At 31.9% G+C, this 12,232-nt stretch carries 10 protein-coding genes; all 10 read left to right on the top strand.

All coding sequences use genetic code 11. The features are described from left to right. Positions 1-402 carry a response regulator gene (locus AC1RRN_RS03605; RefSeq protein WP_492965994.1) on the top strand — a complete coding sequence of 134 codons (402 nt, stop codon included), beginning with the start codon at positions 1-3 and terminating at the stop codon, positions 400-402. A gap of 313 nt (positions 403-715) precedes the next feature. Continuing rightward, positions 716-2,524 carry a type VI secretion system Vgr family protein gene (locus tag AC1RRN_RS03600; protein ID WP_492965993.1) on the top strand — a complete coding sequence of 603 codons (1,809 nt, stop codon included), beginning with the start codon at positions 716-718 and terminating at the stop codon, positions 2,522-2,524. A 2-nt stretch (positions 2,525-2,526) separates the two neighbouring features. Continuing rightward, positions 2,527-4,185, top strand: a complete 1,659-nt coding sequence (locus AC1RRN_RS03595) for a phospholipase effector Tle1 domain-containing protein (protein WP_492965992.1) — start codon at positions 2,527-2,529, stop codon at positions 4,183-4,185. A 67-nt stretch (positions 4,186-4,252) separates the two neighbouring features. After that, positions 4,253-5,236, top strand: coding sequence for a DUF2931 family protein (locus AC1RRN_RS03590; protein ID WP_492965991.1), 984 nt, complete (start codon positions 4,253-4,255; stop codon positions 5,234-5,236). Between the two features lie 46 nt (positions 5,237-5,282). After that, positions 5,283-6,002 carry a hypothetical protein gene (locus AC1RRN_RS03585; protein ID WP_492965990.1) on the top strand — a complete coding sequence of 240 codons (720 nt, stop codon included), beginning with the start codon at positions 5,283-5,285 and terminating at the stop codon, positions 6,000-6,002. 716 nt (positions 6,003-6,718) lie between these two features. Further along, positions 6,719-7,264 carry a hypothetical protein gene (locus tag AC1RRN_RS03580; protein ID WP_492965989.1) on the top strand — a complete coding sequence of 182 codons (546 nt, stop codon included), beginning with the start codon at positions 6,719-6,721 and terminating at the stop codon, positions 7,262-7,264. A 122-nt stretch (positions 7,265-7,386) separates the two neighbouring features. Next, positions 7,387-8,883 (top strand): DUF8370 family protein, encoded by a 1,497-nt coding sequence (locus AC1RRN_RS03575; protein WP_492965988.1) that lies wholly within the window; start codon positions 7,387-7,389, stop codon positions 8,881-8,883. A 150-nt stretch (positions 8,884-9,033) separates the two neighbouring features. Beyond that, positions 9,034-9,372, top strand: a complete 339-nt coding sequence (locus AC1RRN_RS03570) for a nucleotide pyrophosphohydrolase (protein WP_492965987.1) — start codon at positions 9,034-9,036, stop codon at positions 9,370-9,372. Beyond that, positions 9,369-11,561, top strand: coding sequence for a DNA/RNA helicase domain-containing protein (locus AC1RRN_RS03565; protein ID WP_492965986.1), 2,193 nt, complete (start codon positions 9,369-9,371; stop codon positions 11,559-11,561). The genes AC1RRN_RS03570 and AC1RRN_RS03565 overlap by 4 nt, the downstream gene beginning before the upstream one ends. A 370-nt stretch (positions 11,562-11,931) precedes the next feature. Then, the gene (locus tag AC1RRN_RS03560) at positions 11,932-12,219 is read left to right on the top strand and encodes a hypothetical protein (RefSeq protein ID WP_492965985.1); all 288 of its coding nucleotides are present in this window, start codon (positions 11,932-11,934) and stop codon (positions 12,217-12,219) included. The last annotated feature ends 13 nt before the right edge of the window (positions 12,220-12,232 follow it).

Here is a 12,232-nt window from a genome sequence, read left to right as displayed (position 1 = left end):
ATGCCACAAAAGAACTTACATATCATAATTGCCGAAGATGATAATGACGATGCAGATGTAATCTGCGAAACCTTTACAAATAACCCCAACTTTAGCAAAGTAAGCCTCGTGGCAAATGGCGAAGAACTTTTAAATTTCCTAAAAAACACGACAAACGAAAGTCCCGATGTGATTCTGACCGATATTAACATGCCCATACTCAACGGCATTGAAGCGCTGCAGGAAATTTTAAACCATAACGAACTTAAAAACATTCCCTGCTTTGTCTACTCCACCAGCATAAATCCTTCGTACAAACAAAAATGCGATGTACTGGGCGTAAAAGGCTATCTCATAAAACCCTACTCTTTTGAGGCTTTCGCCGAAATCCCTAAGACGATTTTGAGTATTATTGAGGATTAAAAATCATAAAAAACGAGATTTTCTTAGAGGGTCTCGTTTTTTTTTTTGGAGCTGATTCCCGCTTTCGGCTATATCTTTTTATCGGCTAAAAAGCCTCAAAAAAGGATACCGCCTCTATCGGGGCTAGGGGACTTGGTTTCAAAAGAACCTTTTTTGTATCAAAAACTAAAAGAAATCTTATTCTATTGTTTTTAAAATTTATAAAGACTGCTCATTAAAAATCACTGTCATAATTTCACTGCTATATCAAATTAGCAACCCGTATTACGTCAAAGTTGCTATATCGACTTTCATTAACAAATACGTTAAAATTATGGCACATTTTTCAGACCAGGTCCACATTACTATCGGAGGTTTTACCCAAAACATTATTTATTATGACTTAAAGCTGTCGCAGAAAATGGCAGACCATCATCATTTTTCATTTGTCTGGCAATATACTAGCAAGGCAGTTATAAAACCCGAAGATCAGGCCAAAGCGATGATGAAATATAATGGCAATGAAGTCATTTTCACCTTCAAAAGCTTAACCGGAATCAGGTTGATGAGCAAAGGCATTATAACCGAATTAACTTCCGTAGATCAAAACGGGAGTGCTGTTGGTTTGCATATAAGCGGAATAAGCCACAGTATTGTACTGGATGACATGCCGAAATCCAGAACATACCTGGAAAGAGGAATGGATGATATTGTTCTGGATATTTTATCAGAAGGTCCAACGGAATTTTATCAGAGAGATGCCATAAGATCGACCTATATGAAAGAATTCAATTATATAGCGCAGTACAACGAAACCAGTTTTGAATTTCTGAAAAGACTGGCCCAGCGTTACGGACAGTGGTTTTATTTTGACGGAATGCGCATGCAGTTCGGACAGACCAAAACTTCAAAAATAAAACTCATCAACGGCGCTTCTCTGCACAGTTTTAAGATTCAGGTTAACATGACCGCGCATAAAATTTCGCTGGCAGGTTACGATTATAACAAGGCAGACTGCATTAGAAATTCTTCAAATAGAACAACATCAGGAAGCAAAGACAGTTTTGCATCAAATGTGGGATTTAATCAGGGAACTGTCACCCAGCCTGAACTGAGTGTTGGTGCCTATACCAACAATGCGCAGAACAAAGACGAAATTGACGAAATGGTAACCCTGCAAACCGCAGGAAGCGATGCCAACAGTGTGTACTACAGCGGAATCTCCTATTTTCCTTTGAGACTGGGTCAGATTTTTACGATTATAAACCAAACCGTTGAACACCAGCTTATTTGCATAGAAGCCACACACCACTCCCAGGTACACGGCAATTATTCCTGCGAATTCAAAGCCATTCCTGCCGATGTTTCAGCACCACATTATACCGATACAAAAGTTTTCGCCAAAGCAGAAACCCAGCCTGCAAAAATAAAAGTCAACAACGATCCTGAAGGACTCGGACGAGTACGAGTAGAATTCTACTGGGCATCTGGAAGCAAATCAAGCCAATGGATCAGAATGATTCAGCCACATACCGGAGCCGGAAAAGGTTTTTATTTTATTCCGGAAATTGATGAGGAAGTATTGGTTGGTTTTGAAGGCGGCAATGCACAGTGTCCTTATGTTATGGGGGCGCATTATAATGGACAGGAATCATCAGGTTATAATACTTCAAAAAATGACATTAAAGCAATACGCACACGTTCCGGAATAAAAATCATTATGAATGATTCAGAAGGAAGTGTTTTAATTGAAGATCCAAGCGGCAACAAATATTTTATGGACGGAGATGGAAATACGACTTGCGATGCTCCAAAAAACATGACTTTTAATGCAGGCGAAAATATAAATATAAATGCGGGTCAAAATATGACCACAACCGTAGGTCTTAATAAAACAAATACTGTTGGCGGAGATTATACTGAAACTATTGCAGGCTCAAAGTATCTTACTATCGGAATTAACTTTATACTAAACGTTACAAGCAATATGTTCGAATGGATAAAAGGAAACAAAGAAACGGAGAGTAAAGACATTAAAGAAATGGCTCACGAAGTTCTTTTAAATAGTACCGAAAAAAGTATAAACTTAAGAGGTTCTAAAGATATAAACAGCCATAGTGGTGAAAATTCAAGAAACTACTAAACATGAGTATTACAAGAATTATTGGCGGAAAACTCACAAAGAACGCCACAGGAAATATAGATATTCACGCGACAAATGGTAATGTCAATCTTGCTGCTGCTACACATAATAATTGGCATGGAGAGGAAAATGGAATTATACATCATAATTATGAAGCTCCTCACCCTGTCGATTCATTAGAAACCTCGATTGACATTACACTGAACGTTTTCTTTGATGGTACCCAAAACAATAAAACCAATACACTAGAGGGCAAAGATTATAAACAATCAAATCATAAAGATGACAGTTACACCAATGATTTTACCAATGTAGCACGTGGTTATGATGCGATAAGTACAGAAACTAAAAATCAGGAAAAAATTTATATAGAAGGAATAGGAACAGAGAACAAAGAAAGTGATAATATCTTTCCTGATGTAGCAATGGGTATGGGGCATCGTGGTGTAAAAGCCAAGGTTACCAAAGCTTGTGTAGAGGCTGGCAAAATTTTGTCACAGGATAAATACAGCAGAAAAAAAATCGATAAGCTCATTATAAATGTTTTTGGTTTTAGCCGTGGTGCGGCAGCAGCCCGTCATTTTTTGCATGTTGCCAATAGTCCTGCCATTGTATTTAGTAAAGATGACAAAAACAATATGATAATAATGGCGCCAGACAGCTACCAAGGCATGGAAACGGAAGATTTTAGAATCAATATCACGTACAAACCTATTCTGGACAAACACGGTTATTTTGCGGCCTGCCTGCTAAAAAACAATATTAATCCTGAAAAAATCAAATTTAATTTTGTTGGCTTATATGATACTGTTGCTTCTTATGGTGTCTATCATGGTAATGATGTTAATGATTTACAATTGGATGCCATAAAAAAAGCTCATTTTGTTTTTCAACTATCGGCAGATGATGAATACCGCGAGAATTTTGATCTCATAGATATTACCAGTGCAGGTCTAAATGGATTAGAATATACCCTGCCCGGTGTGCATTGCGATATTGGCGGTGCTTACAAAGATATGGACGACGAAAAATCTGTTTTATATTATAAAAGAGAATCGCTTTACAACCAAATGATACATAGTACCGATCAGGAAATTCAAAAATTCAAGGATATTGTAATTAAGGACGGCTGGTACAAACCACATCAAATTACGGCAGATATATCACATGATTCAGATTTGGACGATGAAGTAAAAAAAGGGAGTGTCGATGATTCCGAAACATTTTATACCGTTGTAGGAATAAGAAAAGGGATGCGCAATATCTATGACAAAATACCGCTCAAGAAAATGTTTTATTATTCTGCACAATTTGGAGTGAAATATGATGATGTAATTATTAAAAATAAACACGAAATAACAAACCCCTTTTTGCTGCAAGTTTACTATCACCTATTGGATTATATGGTAGCCTGCAATGACTTAAGGAACAAATATGTGAGAGAAAAATCGACAGATTCTCAGAGTTATTTAAACGAATTACGCCAGATATCTTATCTCGATTATATAAACGAGCAAGATTTAAAAACATTGCGAAACGAATATTTGCACTGGTCTGTAAAAGCCAACAAATTTGGGTTGGATACCCGCGAAAGCCAAGCTCCCACCAAAGAGGGAGCATTAGACCAAAAATATAGAAAAAGAGAGATACACCATGGCTAACACAAAAAAAATACTACTGCATTATTTACTGATTACCGTTTTATTTACAAACTTAACAAGCTGCCAAATGAAAAAAGACTTACCGCAATTTCATGTAGAAATGTGCCATCCGAAGGATAAGTATAGAATAGAACCTGTTTATGATAGTATAAGAACCCTAGAGGGAGTCTCTGCCTCATTTCCCTTCGGGGGATCTTCTGGTGAATGGGGATATGCCCATGCGCGATGGACAGAACAGTATGGTACCCCAATAGGGGCTGATATTACCTATTATGCTAACTACGAAGACACATTTTATCATTTGAATGTCGATTTTCCTGTAGAAACAATGAAAGACCTGACAAAAAGGTTTTATGCTACGAATGAAGATTTAAACAATGAAGAACCGTTAAAGGAATATGTTTATGAGCGAAAAGACAACCAATATGGCGCCTATACAGAGTTTAGGGATCTCGTTTTTGGCTTTGCGCCAAAAGGCATGGTGGTGGTCTGGCTACGCTATGGCGCTTCGCAAAAAGAGCTGGGGCGCTATCAGGCAAAAGTGGTGAAAGACGATAAAGCATTGGAAGAGAAATTGTTTGCTTCTTGGTCTGCGAATCGAAAAGAAATAAGAGAAACGAGATTAATTCCTGATGCCAGCCCCGAAAAATGGGATAATTACCGTATAAAATACGTTTGGAAACCAGCAATAAGTTCTAAAAACCCAAAATTCAAGCTTTTTGATGTTTTGACAGAATATTTTAATGCGGAGTTCGAAAATGCGGTTCGACCAATATCATTGCATCCTGTAACAAGAGAAAGAGCGATACCACGATTGATCACTTTTTTCTGGGAAACCGGCACAGGCGAAAAATACGAAGGAAGGGCTTTTTTTGATTGGCAAAAAACCAATGAAAACTTTAAAAATGAAGATAACGGCGATAATCAAATTCAGATAAAAATTGATGCTGATAATAATGATTTTGATGTTTTATTGAATGGAAAACATATCGAAATAATTAATAAAAGGGTTTTCAGAAGTGAGTGGGTTTTTAAAGAATCTTATAAATAAAGTTTATTAGCTAGGTAATAAGTGTAAACAACATATTTTTAAAATCATGAATAATAAAGCCCTGTTTTTAATCTTACTTGTAAGTTCTATTTGTGTTTATTCACAAGGGAATAATACTTCTGTAGAAAAAATATATAAACGTTTACATGAGAAAAAAGTAAAATATATTCAATTCTCTGATTCATTGCTACTAACACAAGGTAGTCAACGAAAAAGACAACAGGAGTCAGATTTTTTGTTACTGGAAATCTCAAAATTTAATACGCTAAAATTTAAAAGATTTACTTATAATAATCCAATGCCACCTTTTTATTTTAGAGATAGTATTTTTTTATTTGATAAAAAATACTGTATAGACAATCTATTTTATAATAAGGAAACACTAAAAAATGAAGAGCCATTACGATTAAATTATGCATCTGGTTATAGCTTTTCATTAAACTCAAAAAACTATATTTCACTCTTTTTTTGGGATTCAACTATACCCACATCAAATTTGACATATTATATTATTCTATTTGATGTAAGTAATAAAAGGAATATTAAACCCTATTTTTTTGATGAACAAATGTCATTTACTCCCGATTGTTTTGGAGATTTTAATAACGATGGTAAATTGGATTATATAAATTGGGCTTACGGAAAAAATATAAAATGCTACACTTTAATTAGAAACAAGTTCAAAAAAATAAAAAATAAATCTATCGTAATTGAAGAAAAATCAGAGAACGTATTTTCAATTAATTGGATTAAAAGTAAATGGTAGAAAAACAATTAATTCCTAAATAACTAATTTATTAAAAATTAAGTTCCATCTAGTTTATAGCATTTTTTTCTATTACACAGATACATGCAAATTAAAATTCTAATGAGAAAAATAATATCTATAACATTTTTAATGTTTTTTATCCATTCATTTATATTGGAATTTTTAGTTCTTAGATAAAAGCAATATTAGATCAGCAAATTCCCTGCTTTGTCTACTCTACCAGCATAAACCCGTCGTACAAACAAAAATGCGATGTACTAGGCGTAAAAGGTTATCTCATAAAACCTTACTCTTTTGAGGCTTTCGCCGAAATCCCGAAGACGATTCTGAGTATTATTGAAGATTAAAAAATTATAAAAAACGAGATTTTCTTTAGAGAGGGTCTCGTTTTTTTTAGGAGCTGTTTCCCGCTGTTCCTTCCAAACGAAGTTCACTGAACTCCGATTAAAATAAACTTATAGTGAAGTAATCTTTTGTTGTGAACCCCAACACAAAAGGATTTTCTCTCCCATCGGGGCTAGAGAACTCTTTTTCATAGTAGTTTTATTCGTTATTCATTTTAATAAACACGTATAAATACGCATTGTCTCTTTTTTATTTATTGTTACACTTGTTAAGAATAAATTTTAGTCAGTTATGGTTTTCCGTAAATGGTTGATTATTAATTGATAACATTTGTTTCTAATAAAAATTTTAGAAAACAATTCTCAATCATGAAAAACTTACTTACAATTACATTAATTCTATTCTCTATAATTTCGCATTCACAAAAAGAAAATGTGGAATCTACAACAAGATTATTTATTGATAAAGCTCAATTTACTAGAATTAATAAAGATTGGAATACCACCGCTGAATTTAAATCTGGAATCGGAGAATCTGTTAATTTTTATCCTAAAGAAGTAATTGATTTAAAAGCAGGGACCAAAGTAAATGCTTTACAAATAGATATGTATATTAAAAATCCTGAGGTCTACAAAACTGCTTGGATTGGAATCGAAGAAATTGAAGAGTTTATAAATTTTGTAGAAGATAATGTTATCCCAAACCTTGACTTAAAACTTAAAGACAAATCTTCAGAATTTATTTTTAAGGCAAAAGAAATGACAATGTATTATTTTGTTAATGAAAAAACCAGAAGAATTAGTATAAAATTAAATAGTTATGATAATGACAAAATTTTAAACTATACTTTTTGGACTGAAACGCAAGTTGATAAAATTCCAAAATTATTAACTGTATTAAAGAAAATAAAATAAACTTAAGAAAAATTCTTAATCTCATGATTTTTTAATCATTGCTTAAAGGCATCTAGACAGATTTGATCTTGAAAATACTCTAACTAGAAAAATAATTCAATAATTGCAAAAACAAAGATCTTATGATATATTTTACAGACTTCTTTAATGTAAGCGAAGAAACATTAGACTCTTACGGAGCTCTAAATATTTCATTAATTAATGATCTTCCATTATTCATTGATCCTTTTCTTTTATTTAGTAGTAAAGATGAAAAGTATATTGAATTACACGAAGGTATTTTAAAGTATTTGACATTTCTAAAAAATAAATCTGAGCGTGGGAATATCACTCCGGCACAGCGAAAATCTTGGTACAAATTTTCAGAGGTCAAGCAAAATTGGTTAGGCTATAGTGTAACTGGAAATGGAGGAAGTGGTCTTGGCGAAAAATTTGCTTTAGCGATGTCAGAAAACATGCATAATGTTTACAGTGATTTAAATAATGAAACAGTAACAAATTCCACTCATATAGAAAAAGTGTGTTTATTTGAACTAGGAGTTGGCAGCGACAATATAAGTGACTTTACCTGTAATCTTATTAAATCTTTTTTATTGGAATATTCTCAAACTTTCGCAAATAAATTTCTTGATAAATCACAAACAAAAGTAATAAATGTCAATAAAGTATACTTCGATTACAAATTAGAAAAATGGATGTCTAAACAGTTTAACTTACCGTTCCATAATAATGATTTTGTTATATTATCACCAATAGATTTACTTTCAAAAGATGATAACTGGATCAATATACATGATTTAAGAGGGAAATTCGTTCATATATGTAGCACAATTCCCAATGATCAATTACGAAGTGAAATAGATAGTTATTTTAAATCAAAGCTTCCCGCTCCAATAATTACCGGAAAGGGCAAAAATCAACAATTAAAAGCACCAAATCAAAAAGAAATCTTTGAAGCCGTTGACAAGACCATTTCAGAATTCCCTGACATACTAAATTACTATATCAAAATTAAGGAACAAAATAAAGAAGGGGCTAAAGAAATTTCTAAAGAAAAAGTTTTAGACGTTATACAAGTATTCAAAGAAAACGTAACGCAACTTATCTCTCAACTTATACAACAAACCGAGTTTTATAAAATAGAACCTGAATCTTCATACATAGAATCTTTAAAAAGAGTTATGTTCATGAAAGATGTAATAGAAAACAAGGATGGCTATAGATTATTTTATCACAAAGGAATGCCTTTAAAAAGAGAATCCGACATACAAGTAATATATAGACTCACTTGGTTTTCATCCCCTTACGATGTCAATCGTGAAGTAAATAATGGAAGAGGTCCTGTTGACTTTGCTGTATCAAAAGGATCTAAAAATAAAACTTTAATAGAGTTTAAATTAGCGACAAATTCAAAATTAAAAATGAATCTTCGAAATCAAGTTGAAATTTACGAAAAAGCAAATAATAGTAAAAAGAGTATCAAAGTAATATTATACTTTGATAATCCAGAACTTATGAGAGTAAATAAAATTCTAGACGAGCTAAACTTAGCTAAACAAGATAATATTATATTAATTGATGCTGGCACCAACAAACTTTCCGCCTCCAATGTTAAATAAGTTTATTTATATGACAAAATCACATTAGATAAATAACATAATCACAAAAAAGATTTTTTAGACAAAAAAGTTGGCAGGAAATTACCTAAAATAGTATTAATGCTTTGATTAATGATTATTTTTTAATTAATTTGATACAAAACAAATGTTATGGATAAGTACAACAAAATCATCAAAGAATTAATTCAATTTAGAAATGATAGAGACTGGGAACAATTTCATGACTCAAAAAATTTAGCGTTGGCTATTTCACTTGAAGCAGCTGAATTAAATGAACTTTTTTTATGGAAAAAAGATGATGAAGTAGAAAATATCAATAAAGAACGCCTAAAAGAAGAAATTGCTGACATACTTTCCTTTACTTTCTTACTTGCCGAAAAACATAATTTAGATGTTTTTGATATCGTTTCAGAGAAGATTAAAAAGAATGATCAAAAATATCCAGTTGATAAGGCTAAAGGGACAGCGAAGAAATATAACGAACTATGAGTTTATCATTTGGACTGTCAATTGAGGTTTCTGAACAATATGATTTTAATAAAAATTCCTTATCTAGAATAGAACAAAATCCATGGGTAAAAAACCAATGGCCATTAGTATATTTTATTCAAAACGAAACACAACGTATTGCTTATGTGGGTGAATCTACCAATGCATACAGCAGAATTAAAAATCATCTCAGCAATCCACAAAAGTCTAGTGTTCTAAATAAAATTTCGATTATCGGGAGTGACAAATTCAATAAATCTGCAACTTTAGATATCGAATCTAATTTAATACAATACATAACTTCTGAAGGTACCTATCAGCTTCAAAATGGAAATTACGGATTAATCAACCACAACTACTACCAACAAGATTTATACAAGGATCTTTTCAAAGAAATATGGAATAAACTAATTGAAAAGAAAATTGTAAGCAAATCTCTCGCTGAAATTGAAAATTCTGAACTTTTTAAATATTCACCATATAAAGCTTTAAATGAAGATCAATACAATTCAGTGCTTGAAATTTTAAATGGTTTATGCATAAAAGAATCGAATAGAATTTTTATCAAAGGAAGTGCAGGAACAGGTAAAACTATACTTGCTACTTACTTAATAAAGTTGTTGTATTCTGATGTTTCGGAATCAGGTTTGGAGGAATTCAATGATGATGAATTAAGAGAAATAAACTACATAAGATCTTTTCAATCAAAATATCCAAATGCTAAAATCGGTTTGGTTATCGCAATGACTTCTTTAAGAGAATCATTAAAAAATGTTTTCAGAAAAATACCTGGCTTGAAACCTTCTATGATTATTAATCCATCTGAAACATTTAATTTAAAAGAAAAATATGATTTGTTGATCGTGGACGAAGCCCATCGATTGAGACAATACAAGAATATTGGTTGGATGGGAGCTTTTAAAAAGAATAATCAAAAACTAGGCTTAGATGATACAGGAAATGAATTGGACTGGATATTAGCTAATAGTAAAAACCAAATTTTCTTTTATGATTCCGCACAATCAGTAAAACCTTCTGACATTGACGAAAATCATTTTGACAGGCTTTTGAATGATGTTAATACTCTAAATCTTCAATTGATTTCACAGATGCGAGTTAAGGGAGGAAATAACTACATTTCTTTCGTAGACGAATTACTTCATACTAAAAGAAAAACGACTGATTTTTTTAAAATTGAAAATTATGAATTAATAAATTTTGATTCATTAAATGACTTGTATGCTGAACTTGGCAAAAGAGAAAAGGCTCATGGTTTGAGTCGATTGGTAGCTGGATACTCGTGGCCATGGACATCAAAAACTGATAAGAAAGCTATAGATATTGAAATTGATGGTTTACAATTTCAGTGGAATCAGACTGAAAAAGATTGGGTAAATTCACCTAATGCTTTCAATGAAGTTGGTTCCATTCATACTGTTCAAGGCTATGATTTGAATTATACCGGAGTAATATTTGGAAGGGAAATTGACTATGATAAAAAAACAGGCGAAATAGTTATTGATCGAAGTAAGTACTTCGACAAAAACGGTAAAAATGGAATAAGTAATAAAGAAGATTTAAGAGCTTACATTATCAATATTTACAAAACAATAATGTACAGAGGAATTAAAGGAACATTTATTTATGCTTGCAACGAAGGTCTAAGAAATTATTTAAAGGATAATATTGAAACTTTTAAAAATGAAATCCCTTTTAGAATACTACCATTTGCAGAAGTAAAGCCTTATGTTAATTCTGTTCCTTTAGTTGACATTACCGCTGCCGCAGGTAACTTCAGTGATTTACAAATACACTCTGATTTTGACTGGATTGAATTGCCTTTCGATATTGCAGTAAAAGAAGGATATTTTGTATGCAAAATTGAAGGTGAATCCATGAATAAAATAATCCCCAACGGCTCCTACTGTTTGTTTAAAAAAGATTTTGGCGGTTCAAGAAATGGAAAAATAGTGTTAGTAGAAAGTACGAATATTCAAGATGCTGATTTTGGTTCAGGCTATACGGTGAAAGAATATCACAGTACAAAAAATATTGCAAATGATGAGTGGAGTCATCAATCAATTACTTTAAAACCTCTTTCTTTTAATATTGAATACAATGATATTGAATTGGTGGATGATGAACTTGAAAATTTGAAAGTTATTGGGATATTTGAATGTGTTTTGTAATAGCTACAATACCTTAATGAAGGATTTGAGATTGATTTTTACAATTAAGCATAATACGAGACATTAAAAATAAAAAACCTCTTAACACTACATGAGGCAATTGTTATTGCTTTAATAAACATTGATAACGAAAATTTCACAGCTACTTTTGAGAAAATTGCCGAATATATCGAAAAAAGAAAGTTGTATCCAGATCGAAAAGGAGGAATTGATTTAGCAAAACAAGTAATGCTAAGATCAACTAAATCAAAAGGGAAGTATGCATATCTTTTTGAACAAATTGAAGACAACACAATCAGATTGACAAAATAATTATAATCCAGTTATAATAAGATATAGTAGAAGCAACAAATTAAAAAACTGACAAATTATGGAACTAATAACATATTTTCAACTTACCAACGAGGATGATGTTTTAAAATATAAACTAAACAATCAAGCCATAGTATATGCTCTTACTAATGTAAGTACACACGTGGGTGATGAAATCTATAAATTAAATAAAACCAAAAAAGATTTTGTAAATAATAAATTTAAAGTGCAATACTCTGGAAATAAAAGTTCAATTATTGATAATATTGAACATCAGATTGCTCATTATATTTTATTGCAAAAAAAAAGAGAATTCAAGATATTTAATCTCTATAGATTCATTTAATCAGCTATTTATT

Source organism: Flavobacterium sp. GW821-FHT11G01, from assembly GCF_058808175.1.
This window is presented reverse-complemented; position numbering and strand designations above follow the sequence as displayed.